23 protein-coding genes are annotated in these 25,240 nt (G+C 64.1%); 4 read left to right on the forward strand and 19 right to left on the reverse strand.

All coding sequences use genetic code 11. From position 1 onward, the window contains the following. Window positions 1–46: 46 nt before the first annotated feature. The 3 genes from ACNI3Q_RS01060 to ACNI3Q_RS01070 all read right to left on the reverse strand — a co-directional run bounded on the left by ACNI3Q_RS01060 (window position 47) and on the right by ACNI3Q_RS01070 (window position 4,315). The gene (locus tag ACNI3Q_RS01060; protein ID WP_426273423.1) at window positions 47–244 is read right to left on the reverse strand and encodes a (2Fe-2S)-binding protein; all 198 of its coding nucleotides are present in this window, start codon (window positions 242–244) and stop codon (window positions 47–49) included. 85 nt (window positions 245–329) lie between these two features. Beyond that, complete coding sequence (locus ACNI3Q_RS01065; RefSeq protein WP_426273425.1) at window positions 330–1,562, reverse strand: DUF418 domain-containing protein; 1,233 nt, start codon at window positions 1,560–1,562, stop codon at window positions 330–332. A 113-nt stretch (window positions 1,563–1,675) separates the two neighbouring features. Then, the gene (locus ACNI3Q_RS01070; RefSeq protein ID WP_426273427.1) at window positions 1,676–4,315 is read right to left on the reverse strand and encodes a TonB-dependent receptor; all 2,640 of its coding nucleotides are present in this window, start codon (window positions 4,313–4,315) and stop codon (window positions 1,676–1,678) included. 224 nt (window positions 4,316–4,539) lie between these two features. On the opposite strand from ACNI3Q_RS01070, the gene folE reads away from it, so the two are divergent. After that, the gene (folE, locus tag ACNI3Q_RS01075; RefSeq protein ID WP_260019772.1) at window positions 4,540–5,166 is read left to right on the forward strand and encodes a GTP cyclohydrolase I FolE; all 627 of its coding nucleotides are present in this window, start codon (window positions 4,540–4,542) and stop codon (window positions 5,164–5,166) included. 40 nt (window positions 5,167–5,206) lie between these two features. Here folE and leuA read toward each other — a convergent pair whose 3' ends face one another. After that, on the reverse strand, window positions 5,207–6,874 hold the full coding sequence (leuA, locus tag ACNI3Q_RS01080) for a 2-isopropylmalate synthase (RefSeq protein ID WP_426274165.1): 1,668 nt from the start codon (window positions 6,872–6,874) through the stop codon (window positions 5,207–5,209). Window positions 6,875–7,171: 297 nt separating this feature from the next. Continuing rightward, complete coding sequence (locus ACNI3Q_RS01085) at window positions 7,172–7,804, reverse strand: YceI family protein (protein WP_260019771.1); 633 nt, start codon at window positions 7,802–7,804, stop codon at window positions 7,172–7,174. Between the two features lie 187 nt (window positions 7,805–7,991). Between ACNI3Q_RS01085 and ACNI3Q_RS01090 the strand changes: the two genes are divergently transcribed. Further along, window positions 7,992–8,390 carry a BLUF domain-containing protein gene (locus ACNI3Q_RS01090; protein WP_426273430.1) on the forward strand — a complete coding sequence of 133 codons (399 nt, stop codon included), beginning with the start codon at window positions 7,992–7,994 and terminating at the stop codon, window positions 8,388–8,390. A 45-nt stretch (window positions 8,391–8,435) separates the two neighbouring features. On the opposite strand, the gene ilvC is transcribed toward ACNI3Q_RS01090, so the two are convergent. The 4 genes from ilvC to miaA all read right to left on the reverse strand — a co-directional run bounded on the left by ilvC (window position 8,436) and on the right by miaA (window position 12,887). After that, the gene (gene ilvC, locus ACNI3Q_RS01095; protein WP_260019769.1) at window positions 8,436–9,455 is read right to left on the reverse strand and encodes a ketol-acid reductoisomerase; all 1,020 of its coding nucleotides are present in this window, start codon (window positions 9,453–9,455) and stop codon (window positions 8,436–8,438) included. A 132-nt stretch (window positions 9,456–9,587) separates the two neighbouring features. Then, window positions 9,588–10,103: an acetolactate synthase small subunit gene (ilvN, locus tag ACNI3Q_RS01100; protein ID WP_260019768.1), complete on the reverse strand. Its 516-nt coding sequence runs from the start codon at window positions 10,101–10,103 to the stop codon at window positions 9,588–9,590. A 4-nt stretch (window positions 10,104–10,107) separates the two neighbouring features. Next, window positions 10,108–11,871, reverse strand: coding sequence for an acetolactate synthase 3 large subunit (locus tag ACNI3Q_RS01105; RefSeq protein WP_426273433.1), 1,764 nt, complete (start codon window positions 11,869–11,871; stop codon window positions 10,108–10,110). 80 nt (window positions 11,872–11,951) lie between these two features. Then, the gene (gene miaA, locus ACNI3Q_RS01110) at window positions 11,952–12,887 is read right to left on the reverse strand and encodes a tRNA (adenosine(37)-N6)-dimethylallyltransferase MiaA (protein WP_426273435.1); all 936 of its coding nucleotides are present in this window, start codon (window positions 12,885–12,887) and stop codon (window positions 11,952–11,954) included. Between miaA and serB the strand changes: the two genes are divergently transcribed. Continuing rightward, window positions 12,880–13,764 (forward strand): phosphoserine phosphatase SerB, encoded by an 885-nt coding sequence (serB, locus tag ACNI3Q_RS01115; protein WP_426273436.1) that lies wholly within the window; start codon window positions 12,880–12,882, stop codon window positions 13,762–13,764. The two genes, miaA and serB, sit on opposite strands and share 8 nt — an antisense overlap. 6 nt (window positions 13,765–13,770) lie before the next feature. On the opposite strand, the gene ACNI3Q_RS01120 is transcribed toward serB, so the two are convergent. From ACNI3Q_RS01120 to bioB, 7 genes are all read right to left on the reverse strand, one after another. Continuing rightward, the gene (locus ACNI3Q_RS01120; protein WP_426273437.1) at window positions 13,771–15,789 is read right to left on the reverse strand and encodes an ATP-binding protein; all 2,019 of its coding nucleotides are present in this window, start codon (window positions 15,787–15,789) and stop codon (window positions 13,771–13,773) included. Continuing rightward, a complete protein-coding gene (locus ACNI3Q_RS01125) occupies window positions 15,786–16,610 on the reverse strand; it encodes an alpha/beta hydrolase (RefSeq protein ID WP_426273439.1) in 825 nt (274 codons plus the stop codon). Before ACNI3Q_RS01125 ends, ACNI3Q_RS01120 begins: the two co-directional genes overlap by 4 nt. Beyond that, window positions 16,607–18,745 (reverse strand): methylmalonyl-CoA mutase, encoded by a 2,139-nt coding sequence (scpA, locus tag ACNI3Q_RS01130; protein ID WP_426273441.1) that lies wholly within the window; start codon window positions 18,743–18,745, stop codon window positions 16,607–16,609. The genes ACNI3Q_RS01125 and scpA overlap by 4 nt, the downstream gene beginning before the upstream one ends. Beyond that, the gene (gene mce, locus ACNI3Q_RS01135; protein WP_426273443.1) at window positions 18,745–19,164 is read right to left on the reverse strand and encodes a methylmalonyl-CoA epimerase; all 420 of its coding nucleotides are present in this window, start codon (window positions 19,162–19,164) and stop codon (window positions 18,745–18,747) included. The genes scpA and mce overlap by 1 nt, the downstream gene beginning before the upstream one ends. Window positions 19,165–19,211: 47 nt before the next feature. After that, on the reverse strand, window positions 19,212–19,481 hold the full coding sequence (locus ACNI3Q_RS01140; protein WP_426274167.1) for a GIY-YIG nuclease family protein: 270 nt from the start codon (window positions 19,479–19,481) through the stop codon (window positions 19,212–19,214). 239 nt (window positions 19,482–19,720) lie between these two features. Further along, on the reverse strand, window positions 19,721–21,247 hold the full coding sequence (locus ACNI3Q_RS01145) for an acyl-CoA carboxylase subunit beta (protein ID WP_426274169.1): 1,527 nt from the start codon (window positions 21,245–21,247) through the stop codon (window positions 19,721–19,723). Window positions 21,248–21,253: 6 nt separating this feature from the next. Next, on the reverse strand, window positions 21,254–22,255 hold the full coding sequence (gene bioB, locus ACNI3Q_RS01150) for a biotin synthase BioB (protein WP_426273444.1): 1,002 nt from the start codon (window positions 22,253–22,255) through the stop codon (window positions 21,254–21,256). A gap of 190 nt (window positions 22,256–22,445) precedes the next feature. Here bioB and trxB point away from each other — a divergent pair, with 190 nt between their 5' ends. After that, window positions 22,446–23,411 carry a thioredoxin-disulfide reductase gene (gene trxB, locus ACNI3Q_RS01155; protein WP_426273446.1) on the forward strand — a complete coding sequence of 322 codons (966 nt, stop codon included), beginning with the start codon at window positions 22,446–22,448 and terminating at the stop codon, window positions 23,409–23,411. Between the two features lie 4 nt (window positions 23,412–23,415). Here the strand turns inward: trxB and ACNI3Q_RS01160 are convergent, their stop codons facing one another. The 3 genes from ACNI3Q_RS01160 to ACNI3Q_RS01170 are packed head-to-tail and all read right to left on the reverse strand — an operon-like array spanning window position 23,416 to window position 25,240. Continuing rightward, window positions 23,416–24,210: a hydrolase 1, exosortase A system-associated gene (locus ACNI3Q_RS01160; protein ID WP_426273448.1), complete on the reverse strand. Its 795-nt coding sequence runs from the start codon at window positions 24,208–24,210 to the stop codon at window positions 23,416–23,418. Further along, the gene (locus tag ACNI3Q_RS01165) at window positions 24,198–24,971 is read right to left on the reverse strand and encodes a hypothetical protein (RefSeq protein ID WP_426273450.1); all 774 of its coding nucleotides are present in this window, start codon (window positions 24,969–24,971) and stop codon (window positions 24,198–24,200) included. Before ACNI3Q_RS01165 ends, ACNI3Q_RS01160 begins: the two co-directional genes overlap by 13 nt. Next, window positions 24,968–25,240 carry an acyl carrier protein gene (locus ACNI3Q_RS01170; protein WP_260019755.1) on the reverse strand — a complete coding sequence of 91 codons (273 nt, stop codon included), beginning with the start codon at window positions 25,238–25,240 and terminating at the stop codon, window positions 24,968–24,970. The genes ACNI3Q_RS01165 and ACNI3Q_RS01170 overlap by 4 nt, the downstream gene beginning before the upstream one ends.

A 25,240-nucleotide genomic window follows, 5' to 3' on the forward strand; every position in this document is an offset into this window, starting at 1 on the left:
ATCCTAGCGGCGATGTCGGGCAAAAAACAGCCGGAAAATGGCGGATTCAAGCCACTTTCTGAAGGTGAGACTGGCAATCAGTTGCACGCGCGCCATCGATAATCTGTCGTGCGAAGCAAGTGCATTGACCGCATTTCGCCTGCTTGCCCAGCGCGCGATAGGCCTGTGCAACCGTTCCGGCACCCATCCGGGCAACCTGTTCCAGTTCGACTTCGCGGATGACATTGCAGACGCAGACGATCATCGAATCCCTCGCTTGTTGAGGGAAGGCTAACGCTACTGCGATCTTCTCGCAAGAAGAAATGAGAGGCGTTATCAATAATTCCGGCTCAGGCGATGGCTGGCCCGCGCATCGGCTGAACCTGCCAGCGCGCCAGGCTGCGCCACGCCCATTCGAACGGCCCGAACCGATACCGGCTAAGCCAGAGCGGCGACCAGATCAGCATGGCTGCCCACATGCCCAGCACGGGAATATAGATCTGCCAGCGGTTCAGATAGCCGAACAGGCCAAAGCCATAGCCATAGAACAGCGTCGTCATCACGATGCTGGTCATCAGGTAATTGGTGAACGCCATCCGGCCGGTGGCGGCCAGGCGGCGGGTCAGCGGCCCGTCACGGCTGGTCATATCGACGATCACACAGGCCCAGCCCAGGATCATCAGGGGGCGGAACGGCACCGTCAGCACGTTCGATGCGCCGATTACGGGCACCATGCCGAAATCATAATGCACCATGATATAGGCGATGCCGACATAGGCGGGCAGGCCGATGCCAAAGCCGATTAATGCTGTGCGCCGCAGCCGCGATGCCGACCATTCGCCCGTCAGCAGGCCGGATTTGAACGCCGCCATGCCGAACATCATATAGGCCAGCGTTTCCCAGCCGAATTGCAGCAGGCCGCCGATGGGGGAGAAGAGGAACTTGTCGAACCGATAGGCGACCAGGCCGGCATAGCTGCCCCGGTGAAGGGCAAGGGCGTCGGCAATCTCGTTCGGCAGCGGGATGCCGAACCCCAGGCGCAGCTCCCCTGCGGCCTTGGCCAGTTCCGGTGCGGCATCGGGCTGGGTGGCGGCCGCTGCAAAACCAAGCAGCAGCAGAACGACGAGCAGCTGGACAACCAGCAGGCCGACGCCGCCCCAGATCAGCTTCCGCACACTGAAATAGCGCATCAGAAAGGCGATGCAGCCGATCAGCGCATAATGGTTCAGAATGTCGCCCCACCAGATCAGCAGCAGATGCGCCATGCCAAAGGCAAACAGCCACGCCATGCGCAGATAATGGGTGCGAGCGGCGCTACCACCGGTTTCGGCGGCGCGTTTGGCGATCAACAGCATCGACGCGCCGAACAGGAAAGAGAACAGCCCGCGCATCTTGCCGTCGAACAGCACGAAATTGACCAGATAGACGCCCAGGTTGACCGGATCCGTCCCGCCATAGGCATAGGGGTTGAAATAGGCCGCCTGAGGCATCGAAAAGGCGACGATGTTCATCAACAGGATGCCCATCACCGCGACACCGCGCACGGCATCCAGCCCAGAATAGCGCGCTGCGCCCGTCGTCATTCCACCATCCCCCGTAATGCGGGGTCGATTTACGCACTAATCAGGGATGGATACAAGAGAGGGCGCGCCGCAGTGGCGCGCCCTTCCTGTCTGGTCGGTGCTGACTGTCCGGTTCAGAACCCGAAGCGTGCCTGAATCCCGTAAAAGCGGGGCAGACCGGGATATCCGGCGATATTGCCCGTCTGCTCCGGCACGGGGAAGCTGGTGATGTAATAGAATTCGTTCGTCAGGTTCTCGACGAAGAATTCAAGGCCGCGCGAACCGTCGCTGTTCTGGATGCCAAGGCGGGCATTGATCAGCGGATAGCCCTGATTGCGCAGCGCCGTCTCGCCCGTCACCGGATTGGGCGCGGTCGAATTCAGGTTCACCTCCGAATTATAGCGCATGTCGGCATGGACAAGAGCGTGAACGCCATTGCCGATCTCCGGGGTCCAGGTGGTGGCGATGGTCACCGTATGCTTGGGCTGGTTGAGCAGCTGAAGCCCTTCCTGACCCTGCAACGGGGTACCTGCGAAATCGTTGCTCTCGTCATACTTGGCGTCAATATAGCTGTAGCCCCAGCGGATCAGCAGGTTGCGATCGGGCTGGATCGTGGTTTCCACCTCGATGCCCTTGCTGGTCGTGCTGTCGACATTCTGGACGACGAAATTGGTCCCGCTGAACACCAGCGACTGAAGATTGTTGAACTTGGAATAAAAGCCCGCGATGTTGAACGTCAGGCCGCGCAGCGGCGACGTCTTCAGGCCGATTTCATAGGCATCGACGGTTTCCCCGTCGAACTGCAGGTCGCTGGCCTGCGCGCCATTGCCGCCCAGCTGGACGCTGTCGAACGTGGCCTGGTCCATGTTGTAGCCGCCGGATTTGAACCCGCGATCATAGCCACCGTACAGCAGGACGTCGTCGTTGATCTTGTACGCCAGCTTGGCGGTGCCGGTGATCTGGCTGTCGCTGAAATCGTCGCTGTAGGTGCCGTTGAATTCGCTGTTCAGCGCCGGGTTGCAGCTCAGCAGGAACAGGTTGTTGTACACGCCCAGCTGGCGCAGCACGAACGCATAGGCATTGGCCGCGGCATTGCCGCTGCGCACCTGATTGAAGAAGCCGCAGCTGCCCGTGTTGCTGTTGATCGTCGCGTCCAGTTCCTTCTTTTCATAATTCCAGCGCGCGCCAAGCGTCAGCGACAGCTTGTTCGTGAAATTGATGATATTGTGGGTGAACAGCGCGACCGCGTTGGTCTTGACGCGGAAATCGTCATTGTTGTTGCCCTGGCCGGCAACCGCCGAGGGAAAGGGCGATGTCGCCAGCGCCAGCAGGCCGGGGATCGGCGTTACGCCGGGCACTGCCTGAACGCCCGCCTGCCCCTTGAACAGGGTGACCAGCGGTTGCAGCGCGGCGGGGAAGTTGCCAGTCGGCGTGCCGAGCAGCGCCTGGCCGAGCAGCGGCGTGCCCGGAAGCGATCCATAGAATTGCAGCGGCGTGCCAAAGCTGGCGCGCAGGCCGTTGGCAAAGATGGAATCGACATACCGGTTCGCGTCGTTGCCGACCCGCACCGTATCGCGCAGCTTGTTGGTTTCGTTGAGATAAAAGCCGCCGACCAGCCAGTCGAGACCGCCGTCGAATGCCGAACCCTGCAGGCGAAGTTCCTGCGTAATGGTGCCCAGTTCGTTGAGGTAATCCTCACGATAGGCGCGGTCGATGCCGGAAAAATCAATGTCCTGATCGCGCAGCGCCCGCCACTGGCGATAGGCGGTGATCGAGGTGAGCGACACCCCGCCCAGATCCCAGTTCAGTTCACCGGAAACGCCGTAATCGCGGACCTTTTCGGTAAAGGCGCGGTTTGGCGACACGGCCATGCGCCGTTCCGACGGATCGCCCGTGTAAACGCCGTCCAGCCCCTGTGCCCCGGCGATCGCGTCGATCAGCGGGGTCGGGTTGGATGCGCCGCCGACCCGTGCTGCACTCACAGCGCCGCAGCAATTTTCATCGGTTTCGTAATAATCGCCGATCAGGCGGAAGGTGACGTCCGTCGTTTCGAACAGCGCCTGACCACGGACATAATAACGATTGATGTCGTTGATCGACCGGTCGCTGTTCACATCCTCGATATACCCGTCGCGCTTGCGATAGCCGCCATCGATGCGCAGGGCGATCGTTTCCGAAATCGGCCCGGTGACGGCGCCTTCCAGTTCGATCTGGTTGTAATTGCCATAGGTCGCCTGAGCATAGCCGCCGAGGTCAAAGCTCGGCTTGGCAGTAAAGATCGACAGCGCACCGGCAGAGGTGTTGCGGCCGAACAGCGTCCCCTGCGGTCCACGCAGCACCTCGACCCGCTCCAGCTGCGGCAGTTCGGACACGGCGACGCCGGCCCGCGCGCGATAGACGCCGTCGATGAACACGCCGACCGCCGGTTCGAACCCCGGATTGTCGCCTGCCGTGGTGATGCCGCGGATGAACAGGGTGGTGCCGGTGGCCGATGACTGGCCGGTCGACGACTGGATGGATGGGGCAAGCTGCTCCAGCCCGCGAATATCCTGAACGCCCGCATTCTGCAGCAGCGATTGCGGGACGGCGGTCACCGCGATCGGGATTTCCTGGATCGACTGTTCGCGGCGCGTCGCCGTGACGATGATGTCGCCGGCGGATTCAAATTCCTCTTCCTGCGGCACGGGGGCGGTTGCTTCCTGTGCAGCAGCAGGGGCTGCGGCGAATGCGAGCAGGGCCATCGTGCTGACTGCGACATAATGACGGGTTTTCATGCGGCGTCCTCTCTGCTGTCGGCCGCCTGGGATCTGTCGCCCGGTCGGCTGCTTCTGGTGATTGCCGCGCAGCTAACGCGCGAAAAATTGACAGGTCAATGGAATTTAGCATGTGGAAAATACGACGTTTTCCCGATGTTTCCCGGTCGAGACAGTTGCATTTGCGAAACCACTGCCCATCTGCCGCCCTGCCGTAGCGGCAGTTGCCAGCAGGAGTGCATAATTTGGCGGATCATGATGAAGACGGTTTTGGCAACGGCGATCTGGTCGCTTCGCCGCCCAAGATTCCTGTGCCGGACGATGTCGCCGCGGCGGTTGCCACGCTGATTCGCTGGGCTGGCGACGATCCGACCCGTGAAGGCTTGCAGGACACGCCGAAACGGGTGGCCCGTGCCTGGCGGGAATATTGCGCCGGTTATGCCGAGGATCCTGCCCATCACCTGTCGCGGGTGTTCGAGGAAGTTGGCGGCTATGACGATATCGTGCTGCTGCGCGACATCCCGTTTCAGTCGCATTGCGAACATCACATGGCCCCGATCATCGGCAAGGCGCACATCGCCTATCTGCCCCAGAACTGGGTGGTCGGGATTTCAAAGCTTGCCCGTGTCCTCCACGGCTATGCCCGGCGGCTTCAAGTGCAGGAACGCCTGACTGCCGAGGTCGCGGACTGCATCTGGAACAACCTCAAACCGCGTGGCGTGGCCGTGGTGATCGAGGCGACCCATGCCTGCATGACGGCGCGGGGCGTGCGCACCCCCGGCGTGTCGATGAGCACGAGCCGGATGATGGGCGTGTTCCGCGACGACGAGCGCAGCCGCAAGGAAGTGCTCGCACTGATGGGCCAAGGTTAAGGGATGGTCGCCGGGCGGTTCGGCCCGGCGATCGCCCCGGTTATTCGCGGGCAGCGTTCGCGGCGGAAATGACCGCGCGGACGCTGGCCGTGGCGATGTCCTCGTCCACACCGACGCCCCAATGGGTACGGCCATCGGCGTCGACGCATTCGACATAGGCGGCGGCGCGCGTACCCGACCCCTTGCCGATGGCGTGCTCGCTGTAATCCGCAACATCCAGCGACAGGCCGGCCGCTTCGTTCAGCGCAGCGACAACGGACGAGATCAGCCCATTGCCCCGGCCGCTGACCGACCGCAATTCGCCGCCCATGCCGACATGGCCGGCAAATACGCGGTCGCCATTGGGCGCGCGCGCTTCCTCATACGCTTCCAGCGTGAAATGCTGCGGCCCGGTCAGGCGATAGCTGTTCTGGAAACACGCCCAGATGTCGGCGGCGTTCAATTCGCGGCTGGTGGCATCGGCCAGCGCCTGAACATGGCGGCTGAAATCGGCCTGCAGCCGTTTGGGCAGTTTCAGCCCCTGATCCTGTTCCAGCACCCAAGCCACGCCGCCCTTGCCGGATTGGGAATTGACGCGGATCACCGCTTCGTAACTGCGCCCCAGATCGGCAGGATCGATGGGCAGATAGGGCACTTCCCACAGGCCGTCGTTGCGCGCTTCCTGAGCCGCAAACCCTTTCTTGATCGCGTCCTGATGGCTGCCGGAAAAGGCGGTGAACACCAGGTCACCGGCATAGGGCGTGCGGGGGTGCACCGGGATGTTGGTGCAATATTGCACCGTGTTCACGATGGTATCGATGTCGGACAGGTCCAGCGCCGGATCGACGCCCTGTGTGTACAGGTTGAGCGCAACGGTCACCAGGTCGCAATTACCCGTCCGCTCGCCATTGCCCAGCAGGCACCCCTCCACCCGGTCGGCCCCGGCCATCAGCCCCAGCTCGGCCGCTGCCACGCCGGTTCCGCGATCATTATGGGTGTGCAGCGAAATGACCGCCGCATCCCGATTGGGCAGATTGCGGCAGAACCATTCGATCTGGTCGGCATAGACGTTCGGTGTCGCACATTCGACCGTGGCGGGCAGGTTGAGGATCAGCGGGCGATCCACCGTTGGCTGGATCACGTCCATCACTGCCGCGCACACCTCGACACTGAATTCCAGTTCGGCGGTCGAAAAGGTTTCGGGCGAATACTGGAAATGCCAGTCGGTGGCGGGGCGCGCTGCGGCATTGTCGACCAGCATCCGTGCGGCATCGACGGCGATCTGCTTCACCTGTGCGCGGTCCATGTTGAACACGATCCGCCGCCACGCGGGGCTGACCGCGTTATACACATGGACGATGGCGCGATGCACGCCGTCCAGGCTGTCGAAGCTTGTTTCGATCAGGTCGCGCCGCGCCTGGGTCAGCACCTGCACCGTCACATCGTCCGGGATGCGGCCCGACCGGACCAGCCCGGCGATGAAATCGAACTCGGTGGCACCGGCGCTGGGGAAACCAACCTCGATCTCCTTCAGCCCGATCCCGACCAGCAGGTCGAAAAAACGCTGCTTCTTCTCGCTGTCCATGGGATCGATCAGCGCCTGATTGCCGTCCCGCATATCGGTGGACAGCCAGCGCGGGGCGCGGGTGATCGTCCGGCCCGGCCATTGCCGGTCGGGCAGGTCGATGGTGGGGAAGGGGCGGTATTTCGTCGAAGGATCGCGGAGCATGGTCATTCTGTTCCGTCATTGGCACGCGGCTGCGCCGTGCGAATGCGTTGCGGCTGATTGGCTCTTTCGATCATCCCCCAGGCGGCGCGACAGCACGCGAAAACACACCGCCTAAGGGCGGATAAGTCGTAGGAGGGTGTTGAGCTGTGCCGCGATCATGCCCCGCGCTATGACGTGCGGGGGGCATTATTGTCCAGCCCGAAAATCTGTTGGTGGGTAATTTTATGACGTCGATCCGTCGTCTGGCGACATGATTTGAAACAGGGGGCGGCGAAACGATCGCCACCCCCGGTCCGATTACTGCTTTTCGAATGCGATCGAGATGTCCAGTTCAACCTCGTCCGACACGACCGGAAGCGCGTAGTTCACGCCGAAATCGCTCCGCTTGATGCTGGTTTCAGCCTCGAAGCCGATCGTTTCCTTCTTGTTGAACGGGTTGTTGCCGGCCCCGGTGAACTCGGCCTCGAACGTCACCGGCTTGGTCACGCCGTTCAGCGTCAGGTTGCCAGTGATCGTCGCCGACTTGCCATCGGCACCGGGCACGACCTTGGTCGACACGAACTTGGCATCGGCGGGATTGGCACCGAAAAAGTCCGGCTTGCCCCCGTCCTTGCCGGCGCGCAGCAGATGCCCGGTCAGGCCGGCGCTGGCGGTCGTCACCTTGGACACCGGAATGGTCACGTCCACCTTGGCAGCGGCGGGGTTCTTGGGATCGAGCGTCAGCGTGCCCGACACATCGCCAAAGATGCCGAAATAGTCATTGAACCCGAAGTGATTGACTTCCCAGCCGATGAGCGAGTGGCCGGGATCGGCGGCATAGGTGCCCCCGGTGACGCGCGACGCATCGACGGCGCCGGGCAGCTGCGGCGCGGACTGCGCCATCAGCGGGGCGGACGCGGCAAGCGCCGCAAGGATCAGGACTTTACGCATGGGGGAGCCTCCTGTTGATAAACCAGAAATCGGTATGTGTGGCACGCCATCCCATCCGTCCAGCCATGCCGTGGAAACTTGCTGTTTTCGGTTGCATGCAATCGGTCAATTCGGCCGATAAACATGGTTTATTAACCGGTCGTCCAGTTAAATGCCTGGGCTGCGTTTAGTGCAAGGTCGGCCAGTCATGCTTCAGATCGTCTACGTCAGTTCGGTTCGCGCGAACCTTGGTACTCGCGACATTTCGGACATCCTGACGGTTTCGCGCAGAAACAACGAGCGCGATGGCATTACCGGCCTGCTTTATTCCGATGGCGGTCGATTTCTGCAGGTGCTGGAAGGGCCAGAGACCGCGGTAGAGGCCACCTTTGCCCGGATCAGCAAGGACGCGCGGCACCGCGCCACGGTCATCCTTGCCCGGGCTACAATCAGCGAACGCCAGTTTGGCAACTGGGCAATGGCGCATCTTCACGACAGGGTTGCCCGCGACGTGTTCGTCGAACGGGTCCATGCCATGGTCGCTCCGGCGTCACCCGCCGTCCGGGCGACGTTTGAGGGCTTTGCCCAGGCCCGCCGCGCCGCCTGATCCCCACAGGAACAGGAAGGGCACGGCGAGCCAGGCTGCTTTTCCTCAGTTCTTGGCCTGATCGACCAGCTTGTTGGCGCCGATCCACGGCATCATGCCGCGCAGCTTGCTGCCCACTTCCTCGATCTGGTGCCGGCGCGCTGCGCCACGGCTGGCCTTCAGCTCCGGCTGGCCGGCCCGGTTGTCCAGCACGAAGTCGCGGACGAACCGGCCCGATTGAATGTCGGCCAGCACGCGCTTCATTTCCTTCTTGGTCTCTTCGGTAATGATGCGCGGGCCGGTGCGGATATCGCCGAATTCGGCCGTGTTGCTGATCGAATAGCGCATATTGGCGATGCCGCCTTCGTACATCAGGTCGACGATCAGCTTCAGTTCGTGCAGGCACTCGAAATAGGCCATTTCCGGGGCATAGCCAGCCTCGACCAGCGTTTCGAACCCGGCCTGCACCAGCGCGGTGGTGCCGCCGCACAGCACGGCCTGTTCGCCGAACAGGTCGGTTTCGCACTCCTCGCGGAAATTCGTCTCGATGATCCCCGAACGCCCGCCGCCGACGCCGCTGGCATAGGCGAGGGCGACGTCATGGGCATTGCCGGAAACATCCTGATGAATGGCGATCAGGCAGGGGACGCCGCCGCCCTTCAGATACTCGCCGCGCACGGTGTGGCCGGGGCCCTTGGGCGCGATCATGATGACGTCCACATCGGCGCGCGGCTCGATCAGGCCGAAATGTACGTTCAGGCCATGGGCAAACGCAAGCGCCGCGCCGGGCTTCAGATTGGCGTGCAGGTCCTTGGCGTAAATGTCCGCCTGATGCTCGTCGGGCGCCAGGATCATCAGGATATCGGCCCATGCGGCGGCATCGGCATTGGCCATCACCTTGAACCCTGCGGCCTCCGCCTTCACCGCGCTCGGCGATCCGGGGCGCAGCGCGATGGCGACGTTCGGCACGCCGCTGTCGCGCAGGTTCTGCGCATGGGCGTGACCCTGCGATCCATAACCCAGGATGGCGATATTCTTGCCGGTGATCAGGTTCAGATCGGCGTCGGCATCGTAATAGACACGCATTTGAAATCAGTCCCCTTTGTGATGCCGTCATGCCGAACTTGTTTCAGCATCCATCGGTCGCAGCGGCATAGCCGCATATGGCGGGATGGACCCTGAAACAAGTTCAGGGTGACGGCTGGTTTCAACTCTAGATCAAGCCGCCTCTTTTCCCCGGGCGATGGCAACAATCCCCGTACGGGCAATCTCGACCAGGCCAAGCTCGCGCATCAGTTCCACGAACTTGTCGAGCTTTTCGGTGCCGCCCGTCACCTCGAACACGAAGCTTTCGGTCGTCGCATCGACCACGCGGGCGCGATAGACTTCGGCCAGGCGCAGCGCCTCGATCCGATGATCGCCTGTGCCGCGCACCTTTACCAGCGCCAGCTCGCGCTCGACATGGGGGCCAAGCGCCGACAGGTCGGTCACCTTGTGCACCGGCACCAGCCGGTCGAGCTGGGCGATGATCTGTTCCATCATCGGCGCCGATGCGCTGGTGACGATGGTGATGCGGCTGATCGCGTCATCGTCGCTGATCTCGCTGACCGTCAGGCTTTCAATGTTGTAGCCGCGCGCGGTGAACAGCCCGGCGATCCGCGCCAGGATGCCCGGCTCGTTATCGACAATGACGGCGAGCGTGTGCCGCTCGGCAATTTCCTGCTTGATGTGCATGAGCTTAAACCAGCGCCTTCGCTTCGTCGTCCATGGTGCCCGACACCTCTGCCGCCTGCAGCAGCATTTCGGTGTGCGCCGCGCCCGACGGGATCATCGGGAAGCAGTTGGCGAGTTTCGCCACGCGGCAATCGACGATCACCGGACCGTCATGGTCCAGCATCGCGGAGATGCCGTCGTCCAGCTGATCTGGCCGCTCGATCAGGATGCCCTTCCAGCCATAGGCTTCGCCCAGCTTCACGAAATCGGGCAAGCTGTCCGAATAGCTTTCCGCATAACGGCTTTCATAGGTCAGTTCCTGCCACTGGCGGACCATCCCCATATATTCGTTGTTCAGGATGAAGATCTTGACCGGCAGGCGATACTGCGTCGCCGTCGCCAGCTCCTGAATGTTCATCTGAATGGACGCCTCGCCCGCAATGTCGATGACGAGCGCGCCCGGATTGCCCAGCTGCGCGCCGATCGCGGCGGGAAGGCCATAGCCCATGGTACCAAGGCCGCCACTGGTCAGCCATTTGTTCGGCGCGTCGAACCCGAAATGCTGGGCGGCCCACATCTGATGCTGGCCCACCTCGGTCGTGATGATCGGCTGGCGTGCCTTGGTGGCCTCGTACAGCGCGCGGATCGCGTGCTGCGGCATGATTTCTTCCCGCGAGGCGGGGAAATCGAGGCAGCGGACCGCCCGCCATTCGGCAATGCGGGCCCACCATGCCGACAGGTCGGGTTTCGGCGTCTGCCGCGCCTTCCACACCTTCAGCATATCCTCCATCGCCAGCCCGACATCGCCAACCACGGGCAGGTCGACCCGGACGGTCTTGTTCATGCTCGACCGGTCGATATCGACATGGATCTTCTTGCTGTTCGGCGCAAAGGCGTCCAGCCGCCCGGTCACCCGGTCGTCGAACCGTGCGCCCAGGCACAGGATCAGGTCCGCCTGGTTCATCGCCCAGTTGGCCTCATAGGTGCCGTGCATCCCCAGCATCCCCAGCCACTGATCGCCCGTCGCGGGATAGGCACCCAGACCCATCAGTGTGGAGGTGACCGGCGCGCCAGTGACCCGCGCCAGTTCGCGCAGCAGCTGCGTTGCCGCCGGGCCGGAATTGATGACGCCGCCGCCGGTATAGAGGATCGGCCGTTCCGCCGCCGCCAGCATCTCGACCGCCGCCTCGATCAGTGCGGGATCGGCCTTGACCTGCGGACGGTACGTCTTGTGCTGGATCGGGCCGGGCTTGCGATACTTTGCGGTGGCGACCTGAACATCCTTAGGAATGTCGATCACGACCGGGCCGGGCCGACCCTGGGTGGCGATATGGAACGCCTCGTGCACCACGTCGCCCAGCTTGGCCGGGTCCTTGACCAGATAATTATGCTTCGAACAATGGCGCGTGATGCCGACGGTATCGGCTTCCTGAAACGCGTCCGATCCGATCAGCGTCGTCGGCACCTGGCCGGTGATGACGACCATGGGAATGGAATCCATCAACGCATCGGCAATGCCGGTCACCGCATTGGTCGCACCGGGGCCAGACGTGACCAGCACGACGCCCGGCTTGCCGGTGGACCGGGCATAGCCCTCTGCCGCGTGGGTCGCGGCCTGTTCGTGGCGGACCAGGATGTGCTTGATCTGACGCCGGCCAGGGGCGGCGTTCTGCTTGAACAGCGCGTCATAAATGGGAAGCACCGCCCCGCCCGGATAGCCGAACACGACCTCCACGCCGAGGTCGATCAGCGCCTTGACCAGGATGTCGGCTCCACTCTTCTCGGTCACGGTACGCCTCCACAATTTCGCAGTTGCAATATCAGAAGTGAGACCGCGCTGCTAATGACATAAAAAATGCGCGTCAACCTCTAATGGTGTAATTTAGTTTCAAAATAGCCAATGGTCACAGTTTTTTCATTCGTTTCGAGCCGTTCCCACCCGGCGGGCGGTTGATTCCGGAACCAGGTATATTGCCGCTTGGCATATTGGCGGGTGGCCAGCATGGCGCGGTCCATCGCCTCTGCCCTGGTCATCGTGCCGTCGAGCATCGTGGCGATTTCCGGCACGCCGATCGCGCGCATGACGGGCAGGGCAGGGTCCAGACGGCGAAGGCGCAGCCGCTCCACCTCGTCCACGCCGCCGCCATCGAACATCGCAGCCAGCCGGGCATCGCATCGTGCCGCCAGCCATTCCCGATCGGGCAACAGGATGGCGGCGGTCAGGGCGATGCGGTCGCCGATCCCGCCCACGCGCTGCGCCTGCCATTGCGCCAGCGTCCGGCCGGTGGACAGCTTCACCTCCAGCGCGCGGGCAACCCGCGTCGTGTCGCCGGGGTGAAGCCGGGCAGCAGCATCGGGATCGGCCGCGATCAGCCGGTCATGCGCCGCCGCAACGGACATGGCGCGCACCTCCGCCCGGATGGCGGCGTCGATCTCCGGCACCGGCGCTATCCCGTCGATCAACGTACGCAGGTACAACCCCGTGCCACCGACAAGGATCGGCAATCGGCCCGCGGCGACCGCTTGGTCGATCGCCGCGCGCGCATCCGCGGCATAGCGCGCCGCGCTATAGGCATCCGCCCCGTCGACATGGCCAAACAGCCGATGCGGCGCTTCTGCTTCCTCGGCCTCGGTCGGCCGGGCGGACAGGATGCGCAGATCGGCATAGACCTGACTGGCATCGGCGTTGATGACGACGCCGTCATACCGCCGCGCCAGTTCCAGCGCGATTGCGCTCTTGCCGCTGGCGGTCGGCCCTGCGATGAGCGCGACGCGCGGAAGGGAAGGGCCGGAAGACATGTTCATCGCCACGCTGATAGCATCGGATCGTCTGAGCGAGGGGGATTTTTCCGCTGCGATGGATCGGCTGGCGGGGGCCGGCTGCGCGCCTTCGGCACGGCAGTGGATCGACGAAGGCGTGGCGGGCGACATCCGCTTCATGGTCAATCCCGATGCTGCACGCCTGAACCTGGAGCTGGCCTTTCCCGGCATCGACATCGCGGTGCAGCCCGATGGTCCGGACCGGCGCAAGCGGTTGATCGTCGCCGACATGGATTCCACCATGATCACGGTCGAGTGCATCGACGAACTGGCCGATTATGCCGGGATCAAGCCGCAGATTGCCGAGGTGACCGAGCGGGCGATGCGCGGCGAACTTGATTTTGCAGAGGCGCTGGATGCGCGCGTCGCCCTGTTGGCCGGGCTGCCCGAAAGCGCCATCGAACAGTGCCTGGCCGAACGGGTACGGATCATGCCCGGCGCGACCCAACTGGTCCGCACGATGCGCGGCTGGGGCGCGACGGCCATCCTGATTTCGGGCGGCTTTACCCGCTTTGCCGGGCCAGTGGCGGAGCGGATCGGGTTCAGCCGGATGATCGCCAACGAACTGCTGATCGCGGACGGCAAGCTGACCGGGGCGGTGGCCAAGCCCATCGTGGATTCGGCGACCAAGGAAGCGACGTTGGCTGCCGCGACGGCCGAACTGGGGCTGAAGTCGGAACAGACACTGGCCGTGGGCGACGGGGCCAACGACTTGGCGATGATCAAGCGGGCGGGGCTGGGCGTCGCCTATCATGCCAAGCCGGTAGTCGCTGCCGCCGCGCAGATGCGCGTCGATGCCGGTGACCTCACCGCCCTGCTTTATGCTCAGGGGGTCAGCCGGCGGGAATGGGCCGCCGGCTGAACCGGCCTATTCGAATTCGAGGATCGCGGCGTCGACGGCCAGGCTGTCGCCCGGTGCGAAGTTCGCAGCCTTCACCACCGCGCTTTTTTCGGCGCGCAGGATGTTTTCCATCTTCATCGCCTCGATCACCGCCAGCGGCTGACCGGCCTCCACCTTGTCGCCGGGCGCGACGTGCAACTGGGTCAGCAGGCCCGGCATCGGACACAGCAGGAACCGGCTCATGTCCGGCGGCACCTTTTCGATCATGTGCCGGCGATAGGGGGCGATATGCGCGGGCAGCACCTCGACCCGGTGGGCGGCGCCGCGCGTCGTCAACAGCCATCCGGTGCGCGTGCGCTTGACCTTCACCGACAGCGTGTCGCCATTGGCCGTGGCCGTCACCATCCGGTCGCCCGGTTGCCAGTGCATCGTGCCTTCGACCCGTTCGCCATCGACCGTTGCATGACCTTCGGCAAGGGTGACGGCGTGATCCTCCCCGCCGATCCTGACGGTCCAGCCGGATGAGGGCAGCGGCGCGGTGCCAAGCTGTCCCGAAATCTGTCGCGCGCGGCCCGCAGTCGTAAACGACAGCCCCGCCGCGATCGCCGCCAGCGCGCGGGTCAGCTCGGCCGATGCCGGCGCGCCTGAAAACCCCTCGGGATATTCCTCTGCGATGAAGCCGGTGGTCAGCGCACCCGACCGGAAGCGGGGATGCTGCATCAGCGCGGACAGGAAATCGATGTTCTGGCCCAGCCCCTCGATCTGAAACCCGTCCAGCGCCTGCACCTGCAGATCGGCGGCCTCATTGCGCGTGGGGGCCCAGGTGATCAGCTTGGCGATCATCGGATCATAGAACATCGACACCTCGCCACCCTCGGCCACGCCGTCATCGACGCGGATATAGGCGCCGGCGGAATCCGGGGCGCCATAGGGCGTGGCGGATGCCGATGGCGGGGCATATCGGACCAGCCGCCCGGTCGATGGCAGGAACCCGCGGTACGGATCCTCGGCATAGACGCGGTTCTCGATCGCCCAGCCATTCAGCCGGATATCGTCCTGACCGAACGCCAGCCGCTCGCCGGCCGCAACGCGGATCATCTGTTCAACCAGGTCGATGCCCGTCACCGCCTCGGTCACTGGATGCTCCACCTGAAGCCGGGTGTTCATTTCCAGGAAGTAGAAGCTCTTGCCGCTGGTATCGGCGCCGCTGACGATCAGCTCGACCGTCCCGGCCGAAAAATAGCCGACCGCGCGGGCCAGGGCGACGGCCTGTTCGCCCATCGCCCGGCGCATCTCCGGCGTGACAAAGGGGGAGGGCGCTTCCTCGACCACCTTCTGGTGCCGCCGCTGGATCGAACATTCGCGCTCGCCCAGATACAGGATGTTGCCATGCTGGTCGCCCAGCACTTGGATCTCGATATGGCGCGGGCTTTCGATGAACTTTTCGATGAACACGCGGTCATCGCCGAAACTGGCCAGCCCTTCGCGCTTCGTCGCCTCGAACCCGTCGCGGACGTCCTGTTCGCTCCATGCAAGGCGCATCCCCTTGCCGCCGCCGCCCGCCGATGCCTTCATCATCACCGGAAAGCCGATGTCGCTGGCGATCCGCACCGCCTCTTCGGTGTCCGCGATCTCGCCCAGATAACCGGGGACGACGTTGACGCCCGCCGCCTTGGCCAGTTTCTTGGATTCGATCTTGTCGCCCATCGCCGCGATGGCGTTAGGCGGCGGGCCGACAAAGGCGATGCCCGCTTGCGAGCAGGCGCGGGCAAAGCTTTCCCGCTCCGACAGAAAGCCATAGCCGGGATGGATGCAGTCCGCGCCCGTCGCCTGCGCCGCGGCCAGGATCAGGTCCGCCTTCAGATAGCTTTCGGCAGCAGGCGCCGGGCCGAGCCGCACTGCCTCGTCCGCCATCAGCACATGGGGGCTGCGCGCGTCGGCATCGGAATAGACCGCCACGGTGGCAATCCCCATCCGCTTGGCCGTGCGGAACACGCGGCAGGCAATTTCGCCGCGATTGGCGACCAGGATCTTCTTGAACATCATTCAGCCTCGGCTTGTGCAAACAGTTGGCGCAGCGCGATCATCGACGCGCCGTGATAAATGGTGGCATGGGTTTCGCCCGGCATCGGCGCGAATGTCCATGTCAGACCCTTTGGTGCGTTGGTGCGGAGCAGGTCGGCAAAGGGCGCAACGCCCATTCCCTGTTCATTGGCGACGCTCAGCCACAGGGTCTTTCCGGCCGTGCCCGGCAACATCGGCGGGGCAGCGGCCAGCAGCGACTGGTTGTCCCACCACAGGCTGGGGCTGATCGCGATATACTGATCGAACAGCGCGGGCTGACGCAGCAGCGTTTCGACGACGAACAGGCCGGCAAGCGATTCCCCCATCACCGTGTCCATGCCATCGGTCCGAAAGCTGCGCTCGACCCAGGGTTTGACCTCCGCGGCGATGAACCGGCGGAACCGCGCGCTGTCTCCGGCGGTGGGATAGTCCGCCTTCAGCTTGGCATCCGTCGTGGGAAAGGCGAGTTCGTTGCGCCGGTCGACAGTCTCGATCCCCACCACGATGACGTCCCGCGTCGTCCCGTTGACGGAACCCAGCTGGACCAGCCCGGTGATGTGGTGGAAATCCTGATCGACCCCGCCGTCGATCAGATAAAGGACGGGATAGCGCCTGTTCCCGGCGGCATAGGATGGTGGCAGCCAGACATTGATCGTGCGCGGCGTTGGCATCACCCGACTGTCCAGCCGATAGGACTGACCGATGACGATCGGCGTCGCTGCCGGTTGCGTCTGCGCGCTGGCGGACGAGGCCCAGCTGGCCAGCGCCAGCAGCCAGAACGCATGACGCAACCGGCCGATCACGCATCGACCTCCGCCGGCGGCATATTGTGGCCGAGCAGGCGCAGCACATCGGCCGCGCATTCGACGACGTTGCTGCCCGGGCCATAAATGCCCTGAACCCCTGCATCACGCAGATAGTCGTAATCCTGGGGCGGGATGACGCCGCCTGCGATCACCTTGATATCGCTGCGCCCCGCCTCGCGCAGTCCGGCGATCAGCGCGGGGATCAGCGTCTTGTGACCCGCCGCCAGGCTGGACGCGCCGACCACATCGACCCCGCTGTCGAGTGCCAGGACGACGGTTTCCTCCGGCGTCTGGAACAGGGGGCCACTGACCACCTCGAACCCCAGATCGGCAAAGGCGGACGCGATCACGTTTGCGCCGCGATCATGCCCGTCCTGTCCCATCTTGGCGACCAGCAGACGGGGGCGGCGCCCCAGCCGCCGGGCGACGGCATCCACGCCCGCCGTCACCTGTGCCCAGCGATCATCCTCGGCATAGGGCGCGGCATAGACGCCGCGTACCGGGGTCGGTACAGTGGCGTAACGGCCAAACACATCCTCCATCGCGGCAGAGATTTCGCCAAGCGTCGCCCGCACCCGAGCCGCCGTGACGGCGAGTGCCAAAAGGTTTCCATCGCCCCGCGCGCCGTCCCGAATGGCATTTAGCGCAGCCTCGACCGCCGTTTCGTCGCGCTTCGCCTTGACCATGTTGATCCTGGCGATCTGCGATTCCCGCACCGCGGCGTTATCGACCTCCAGCGTTTCCAGCAGGTCCTCGTTCGCCAGCCGGTATTTGTTGACGCCGACGATCACATCCTCGGCCCGGTCGACGCGCGCCTGGCGGGCGGCGGCGGCTTCCTCGATCATTGCTTTTGGCCATCCGGCAGCAACCGCTTTCGCCATGCCGCCCTCGGCCTCGACCCGCTCGACGATTTCCCATGCTTTGTCGGCCAGTTCGCAGGTCAGCGCCTCGACATAATAACTGCCGCCCAGCGGATCGACGACGCGGGTCATGCCCGTTTCTTCCTGCAACACGATCTGCGTATTGCGGGCAATGCGTGCCGAAAAATCGGTGGGTAGCGCAATCGCCTCGTCCAGCGCGTTGGTGTGCAGGCTCTGCGTCCCGCCCAGCATCGCCGCCATCGCCTCCACCGTCGTGCGGATGACGTTGTTGTACGGGTCCTGCTCGGTCAGCGACACGCCGCTGGTCTGGCAATGCGTGCGCAGCATCTTGCTCCGCTCGTCCTTCGCCCCCAGCATCGTCATCGACCGGTGCCACAACAGGCGCGCGGCGCGCAGCTTCGCGACTTCCATGAAAAAGTTCATGCCGATCGCGAAAAAGAACGACAGCCGCCCGGCGAACGCGTCGATATCCAGCCCGCTTTCCACCCCGCGCCGGACATATTCGATGCCGTCGGCGATGGTGAAGGCCAGCTCCTGCACCTGCGTCGCCCCGGCTTCGTGCATGTGATAGCCGCTGATCGAGATCGAATTGAACTTCGGCATGTTGGACGAGGTGTAGGCAAAGATGTCCGCAATGATCCGCATCGATGGCTCGGGCGGATAGATATAGGTGTTGCGGACCATGAACTCCTTCAGGATGTCGTTCTGGATCGTCCCGTCGAGCAGCCGCTGATCGACGCCCTGTTCCTCCGCCGCGACGATGAAGAAGGCGAGCACGGGGATCACCGCGCCGTTCATCGTCATGCTGACCGACATCTTGTCCAGCGGGATCCCGTCGAACAGGATCTTCATGTCCTCGACCGTGTCGATGGCCACGCCCGCCTTGCCGACATCGCCGGTCACGCGCGGGTGGTCGCTGTCATAACCGCGATGGGTGGCCAGGTCGAAGGCGACGGACAGCCCCTTTTGCCCGGCGGCAAGGTTGCGGCGGTAAAAGGCGTTGGATTCCTCCGCCGTGGAAAAGCCCGCATATTGCCGGATCGTCCATGGCCGGCCCGCATACATGCTGGCACGCACCCCGCGCGTAAACGGCGCAAAGCCCGGCAGGCCGGGGTCGATGCCGGCCACATCCTCGGCGGTATAGAGTGGTTTGACCGCAATCCCCTCTGGCGTCTGCCAGGTCAGGTCGCGGCCCTTCACTTCCTTGTCGGCCAGCGCGGCCCAGTCGGCGGGGGTGGGTTTATCGGTCATCAATGATCGCCTTTCGGCGTCTCCATGATTTCGGTCAGCACGCCGCCCATGTCGCGCGGGTGGACGAAAAAGATCAGCGTGCCATGCGCGCCGATCCGCGGCTCGCTCAGCACGCGGGCGCCCTTCGCCTCGAACCAGGCCTTGGCCTCATGAATGTCGGGCACTTCATAGCACAGGTGATGCTGCCCCCCGGCGGGGTTCTTGGCCAGAAACCCATGGATTGGCGAGTCCGCGCCCAGCGGCTCGATCAGCTCGATCTGGGTGTTGGGCGTATCGACGAAGCACACCTTCACCCCCTGTGACGGCAGGTCGAAGGGCGCATGGATGCGCGTCGCGCCCATCACGTCGCGGTAAAAGGCGATGCTGTCCGCGATGGACGGCGTTGCCACGCCGATATGGTTGAGACGGCCGAGGATCATGGCTGAAATCCAGTCTTTGCGAATGAAGCGAAGCAATCCATCGAGAATCAGCCCTGCGCGATCATTGGATAAAGGTCATTCCAGTCCGGGTTCACCGTTTCGATCAGCACCAGCTTCTTCGACCGCGATCCACCCTTGATCTGCTTTTCCTGTGCTATCGCGGCCTCAATCGTGTCGGCGACCTGATACCAGACGAGCATCTTGCATCCGTACCGTTTGGTGAAGCCGTCCACTACGCCTTCGCGGTGCTGCCAGACACGTTGTGGCAGGTTGGACGTCACGCCAGTATACAATGTGCCATTGCGCTTGTTCGCCATCAAATAGACGGCAGGCTGGCAGACCTCTCTCAAGCAACGCTCCCCATCGTCATTGCGAGGAGCCGAAGGCGACGCGGCAATCCAGACCCACGGTCACCGTCCGCAAGCCAGCTGGATTGCTTCGCTGCGCTCGCAATGACGGGACGGAGGGAGTCGCAACGCCGATATCCGGGCATCATCGCGTCAGCCCCTCTCCAAAGCGCAAATGGCTGCAAACGGACCGGTGACGACGTTCAGCTTCACAGCGGAATATTGTCATGCTTCTTCCACGGGTTCTCGAGGCTCTTGCCCCGCAGCTTGCGTAGCCCCAGTGCGATGCGCCGCCGTGTGGAGTGGGGCATGATCACCTCGTCAATGAATCCTTTGCTCGCTGCGACGAAGGGGTTGGCGAAGCGCGCTTCATATTGCGCTGTCCGCTCCGCGATCTCCTCCGGCGTCTTGCCACGAAAGATGATCTCCACCGCGCCCTTTGCGCCCATCACCGCGATCTCGGCAGTGGGCCAGGCGTAGTTGAGGTCGCCGCGCAGGTGCTTCGACGCCATCACGTCGTACGCGCCGCCATAGGCCTTGCGCGTGATGACGGTGATCTTGGGCACGGTCGCCTCGGCATAGGCGAAGAGCAGTTTTGCGCCATGCTTGATGATGCCCGAATGTTCCTGACCCACGCCGGGCAGAAAGCCGGGTACGTCGACGAACGTGACGATCGGGATTTCGAACGCATCGCAGAAGCGGACGAACCGCGCTGCCTTCTTGCTGGCATTGATGTCGAGCACGCCCGCCAGCACCATCGGCTGATTGGCGACGATGCCCACCGTCCGCCCCTCGATCCGGCCGAAACCGATGATGATGTTGGCTGCGTGTGCTGGCTGAAGCTCGAAAAACTCGCCCTCATCGACCGTCTTGGCGATCAATTCGTGCATGTCATAGGGCTGGTTGGCGGATGGCGGGATCAGCGTGTCCAGGCTGTCCTCGATCCGGTCCCACGGGTCCGCGCACGGGCGCACCGGCGGCTCTTCGCGGTTCGATGCGGGCAGGAAGTCAAAGAAATCGCGCGCCGCCAGCAATGCCTCGATGTCATTGTCCAGCGCCAGGTCGGCGACCGCGCTCTTGGTCGTGTGCGTCACTGCGCCGCCCAGTTCCTCCTGCGTCACCACCTCATTGGTCACTGTCTTCACTACGTCCGGGCCGGTGACGAACATGTAGCTCGAATCCTTCACCATGAAGATGAAGTCGGTCATGGCGGGCGAATACACCGCGCCGCCCGCGCATGGCCCCATGATCAGCGACAGCTGCGGCACGACGCCCGATGCCAGCACGTTGCGCTGAAACACCTCGGCATAGCCGCCCAGGCTGGCCACGCCCTCCTGGATGCGCGCGCCGCCACTGTCGTTCAGGCCGATGACCGGTGCACCGACCTTCATCGCCATGTCCATGATCTTGCAGATCTTTTGCGCATGGCGTTCGGACAGCGATCCGCCGAACACGGTGAAATCCTGGCTGAACACGAACACCAGCCGGCCGTTGATCGTCCCCGATCCCGTCACCACGCCGTCGCCGGGGATCACCGTGTCGGGCATCCCGAAATCGACGCAGTTATGCTCGACATACATGTCCAGCTCTTCGAAACTGCCGGGATCGAGCAGCACGTCCAGCCGCTCGCGCGCAGTCAGCTTGCCCTTGGCATGCTGGGCCTCGATCCGCTTCTGGCCGCCGCCCATCCGAGCGGCCTCCCGCCGGCGTTCCAGTTCCTCGATGGTGGAGGGCATTGCCACTTACTCCGCTGCCTGCAGTTCAGCCTTGGTTTCGGCCGCCATGGGCGTGACGCCCAGCCGGGCAAACAGGGCCGCGTCCCGATCATCCCCCGCATTGGCCGTGGTCAGCAGCCGGTCGCCGGTAAAGATGCTGTTCGCGCCCGCCATGAAACACAGCGCCTGTGCCGCATCGCTCATGCTCTCGCGCCCGGCGGACAGGCGGACCATGCTTTCCGGCATGGTGATGCGCGCCGCCGCCACGGTGCGGACGAACTCGATCTCGTCGATCCGGGCCAGCGGCGTATCGGCCAGCATATCGCCCAGCACCGTGCCCTTTACCGGCACCAGGGCGTTCACCGGCACGCTTTCCGGATGGCGGGGCAGGGTGGCCAGCGCATGGATGAACCCGACCCGGTCGTCCCGCGTCTCGCCCATGCCCACGATCCCGCCGCAGCACACGTTGATGCCGGCACTGCGGACATGGTCCAGCGTATCCAGCCGGTCCTCGAACGTGCGGGTGGTGATAACGTCGCCATACCGTTCCGGGGACGTATCAATATTGTGGTTGTAATAATCCAGCCCGGCATCGGCCAGCATCGCCGCCTGGGCGGGGGTCAGCATCCCCAGCGTCATGCACGTTTCCATGCCCATCGCCCGCACGCCCTTCACCATCTCGACAATGGCGGGCATGTCGCGGTCCTTGGGATTGCGCCACGCCGCGCCCATGCAGAACCGGGTAGAGCCATGATCCTTTGCCTGCGCGGCGGATTGCAGCACGGCGCGCACGTCCATCAGCTTGGTCGCCTTCAGCCCCGTTTCGGCATGGGCGGACTGATTGCAATATCCGCAATCCTCGGGACAGCCGCCGGTCTTGATCGACAACAGGGTCGACATCTGGACAGTATCGGGCTGGTGATGGGCGCGGTGCACGGTCTGGGCGCGGAACAGAAGCTCGCCAAAGGGCAATTCGAACAGCGCGGCGATTTCCTCGCGGGTCCAATCGGTGCGGACGGATTCAGGCATGGGGGAAATGGGGGGTCTCCTCTCTTGGCGCCCTCTCTATCGGATCACGCGGACTTGTGAAGGGTGGGGGCAGCCGTGCTTTGGCCCGGAGCAGAAAAGCTATGGCTGAATGAAGGCGGTGCCTATCCCATGTTGCGCCAATGCCCGGCGTCACCCTAGATGCCGGTCAAACGAATCCGAAGGCGTGACGATGACAACTCATTCGACCCAGATGCTGATCCTTGGTTCCGGCCCCGCCGGCCTGACCGCGGCCATTTACGGCGCGCGCGCCAGCCTCAACCCGATCGTGGTGCAGGGCATCCAGCCGGGCGGTCAGCTGACCACGACCACGGACGTCGAAAACTATCCCGGCTTTGCGGAGGTGATCCAGGGCCCCTGGCTGATGCAGCAGATGCAGGCCCAGGCCGAACATGTCGGCACGCGGATGATGTACGACACCATCGTCGATATCGACCTGTCGCAGCGGCCGTTCCGCCTGATCGGCGATTCGGGCGATGTGTACGAGGGCGAGACGCTGGTCATCGCCACCGGCGCACAGGCCAAATGGCTGGGGCTGGACAGCGAGGACCTGTTGAAGGGCAAGGGCGTGTCCGCCTGTGCCACCTGTGACGGGTTCTTCTATCGCGGCAAGAAGGTTGCGGTGATCGGCGGCGGCAATACCGCGGTCGAAGAGGCGCTGTACCTGACCAACCATTCGCCGGACGTCACGCTGATCCACCGCCGCGACAGCCTGCGCGCGGAAAAGATCCTGCAGCAGCGCCTGTTTGCCAGCGACCGGATCACCACCTTGTGGAACAAGGAAGTGGTGCGCTTCATCGATGGCGGCGGCATGGCCGGACTGGTCGGCATGGAATTGCGCGACACGGTGACGGGCGAGCTTTCCACGATCGAGGTGGACGGCGGGTTCGTGGCGATCGGGCACAAGCCCGCAACCGACCTGTTCAAGGGGCATCTGGACCTGGACGAGGACGGGTATCTGAAGGTCGATGTCGGCAGCACGCGGACCAGCATCCCCGGCGTGTTCGCGTGCGGCGACGTGATGGACAAGGTGTATCGTCAGGCGGTGACCGCCGCCGGCACCGGTTGCATGGCCGCGCTGGACGCCGAACGCTTTCTGGCCGCCGCCCATTTCGCGATGGCCGAAGCCGCCGAATAATCGCCTAGCCGCGAAGGGCGTCGAGCAGACGGTCGCGCAGCCACAGCTTGTCGGCAGGATCGGCAAAGCTGTGGCTGGCGGTTTCGCATGTCAGGACGCTGGCCTGGCCGCGAAGCGGGGCAAAGGCGGGATCCCGCCATGCCTCGGCAAAGGCGATGGCGGTATTGTCCCGCCGCGCCAGCAACAGGGTCAGCGGTTTCCGGCCCGCAATCAGCGCTGCAGCAACCCGATCGGCAAGCGTGTTATCCTTATTCCGTCTGCGAACAAGGCTGGCCAAGCCATTGAAAAGTTTCGTCAGGCTGATCTCGCCGCGGATCAGGCGCACCAACTGGCGCGGGTCGCGCAGCCGTTCGGCATAGCGGGCCTTGACAGCGGCGGGCGGAGGCAGGTCGCCATCGCCCGGAGTGACCCAGGGATTGGCTAGGATCAACGCATCCAGCCCCGCCCGCGCGTGAAACAGGGCCAGCGCGGTTGCCGCGTCGCAATTGCCAAAGCCGATGATGCGCGTGACGTGCGGGCATTCGCGCAGGAACGCTGCGACGGCCGCCTCGATATCCTCGCCGCTGGCCTCGAACCCGCCATTGGTTCCCGTGGAATCGCCGATCCCCCGGCGGTCGAACCGGAATACCGGATGGCCTGCCGCTGCCAGTTCACCGGCCAGCATCGCCATGCCGCGATGCGCGCCCCAGCGGACCTCATTGCCGCCGGATACGATCAACAGGCCGGTCGCCCCATCCGCCGCATCGACGGTGCCCGCCAGCGTCTCCCCGGCGCAGGAAAAGGGGGTCAGCCGGCGCATCGGCGGACCCATGCGGCCACATCGGCGGCCAGTGTCGCGGCCAGCGCCGCATCCTGATCCGGTTCCGCCCGTCGCCACAGGGGCGCACCCGCAAACCGGACGTCCGCTGCCCCGCCATCGCCCGACAGGCGTGCGACCCGCCGGGCGATCGGCGCTTCGTCCTCCGTTTCGGCGGACAGGGCGTGACCATGGTTGAGCTGCGCCAGCAGGTCGCCGGGGATGGCATTGCCCGCCAGCATCACGGGCGGCAACGGCCCCTCCGGCGCGGGGCCGGACAACAATGCGTCCATTTCCGCCTCAAAGGCCGCGTCCGTCCCGGCAACCCGGCGCGCGCGGATCAGATCGCGCACCAGCGATGATCCCTCGACCGGCGCGAACTGATACAGGCTGATCGCCGGGGTCCAACTGGTGAGCAGCGCGCCGCCCCGAATGGTCAGCAGATGCGGCTGGTTCCCCTTGGCCACTTGATTCACAGCTTCAGCAAAGGCTGATAACCACAGCAGATAATTGGCTTTATCAGTTGGCGTTTTGCTTTCGCCTGTGCCCGGCAGGTCGGGCAGGGCGCTGGCAATGCCCATCCCCGCCAGATTGCGCATCACCGCCAGGATGAACGCGCGCATCCGGTTCGCCTCTTCGAACAGGGGCTGGGCGATCACGACCAATGGCCCGTCATCGGGGCCAAGGCGGATCAGGGGTTCGGTGCTGCCCGGCCAGGGATAGCCCGGCCAGTGATGGGGTTTGACGGTGTAGCTGCCGATCACACCAGCGCCCGGGCGGCGGCAAAGCGGGTCAGGCTGCCGAACGTCTCCATCATGTCGGCGTCCACATCCTCGTCATCGATGACGATGCCCAGCCGGTCCTCGATCTCGGTCAGCACGCCCGCCACCGCCAGCGAATCCAGTTCGGGCATCGCGCCGAACAGCGGCGTTGTTGCGTCCAGATCGGCGACACGCGCCGCGTTCAGCGCCAGCACGTCCCGCAGCACGTCACGAACCACGCCTTCGACCCGTTGATAGTCTTCGTCAGGCAC

This window comes from Sphingomonas eleionomae, assembly GCF_049889035.1.
In the GTDB taxonomy this organism is placed as follows: Bacteria; Pseudomonadota; Alphaproteobacteria; order Sphingomonadales; family Sphingomonadaceae; genus Sphingomonas.

What these genes read in the sequence shown, in the direction of transcription:
- ACNI3Q_RS01060 (WP_426273423.1), bottom strand. Translation starts at nt 244, where the DNA reads ATGATCGTCTGCGTCTGCAATGTCATCCGCGAAGTCGAACTGGAACAG.
- ACNI3Q_RS01065 (WP_426273425.1), bottom strand. Translation starts at nt 1,562, where the DNA reads ATGACGACGGGCGCAGCGCGCTATTCTGGGCTGGATGCCGTGCGCGGT.
- ACNI3Q_RS01070 (WP_426273427.1), bottom strand. Translation starts at nt 4,315, where the DNA reads ATGAAAACCCGTCATTATGTCGCAGTCAGCACGATGGCCCTGCTCGCA.
- leuA (WP_426274165.1), bottom strand. Translation starts at nt 6,874, where the DNA reads ATGCTCCGCGATCCTTCGACGAAATACCGCCCCTTCCCCACCATCGAC.
- ACNI3Q_RS01085 (WP_260019771.1), bottom strand. Translation starts at nt 7,804, where the DNA reads ATGCGTAAAGTCCTGATCCTTGCGGCGCTTGCCGCGTCCGCCCCGCTG.
- ACNI3Q_RS01090 (WP_426273430.1), top strand. Translation starts at nt 7,992, where the DNA reads ATGCTTCAGATCGTCTACGTCAGTTCGGTTCGCGCGAACCTTGGTACT.
- ilvC (WP_260019769.1), bottom strand. Translation starts at nt 9,455, where the DNA reads ATGCGTGTCTATTACGATGCCGACGCCGATCTGAACCTGATCACCGGC.
- ilvN (WP_260019768.1), bottom strand. Translation starts at nt 10,103, where the DNA reads ATGCACATCAAGCAGGAAATTGCCGAGCGGCACACGCTCGCCGTCATT.
- serB (WP_426273436.1), top strand. Translation starts at nt 12,880, where the DNA reads ATGTTCATCGCCACGCTGATAGCATCGGATCGTCTGAGCGAGGGGGAT.
- miaA (WP_426273435.1), bottom strand. Translation starts at nt 12,887, where the DNA reads ATGAACATGTCTTCCGGCCCTTCCCTTCCGCGCGTCGCGCTCATCGCA.
- ACNI3Q_RS01120 (WP_426273437.1), bottom strand. Translation starts at nt 15,789, where the DNA reads ATGATGTTCAAGAAGATCCTGGTCGCCAATCGCGGCGAAATTGCCTGC.
- scpA (WP_426273441.1), bottom strand. Translation starts at nt 18,745, where the DNA reads ATGACCGATAAACCCACCCCCGCCGACTGGGCCGCGCTGGCCGACAAG.
- mce (WP_426273443.1), bottom strand. Translation starts at nt 19,164, where the DNA reads ATGATCCTCGGCCGTCTCAACCATATCGGCGTGGCAACGCCGTCCATC.
- ACNI3Q_RS01140 (WP_426274167.1), bottom strand. Translation starts at nt 19,481, where the DNA reads ATGGCGAACAAGCGCAATGGCACATTGTATACTGGCGTGACGTCCAAC.
- ACNI3Q_RS01145 (WP_426274169.1), bottom strand. Translation starts at nt 21,247, where the DNA reads ATGCCCTCCACCATCGAGGAACTGGAACGCCGGCGGGAGGCCGCTCGG.
- bioB (WP_426273444.1), bottom strand. Translation starts at nt 22,255, where the DNA reads ATGCCTGAATCCGTCCGCACCGATTGGACCCGCGAGGAAATCGCCGCG.
- trxB (WP_426273446.1), top strand. Translation starts at nt 22,446, where the DNA reads ATGACAACTCATTCGACCCAGATGCTGATCCTTGGTTCCGGCCCCGCC.
- ACNI3Q_RS01160 (WP_426273448.1), bottom strand. Translation starts at nt 24,210, where the DNA reads ATGCGCCGGCTGACCCCCTTTTCCTGCGCCGGGGAGACGCTGGCGGGC.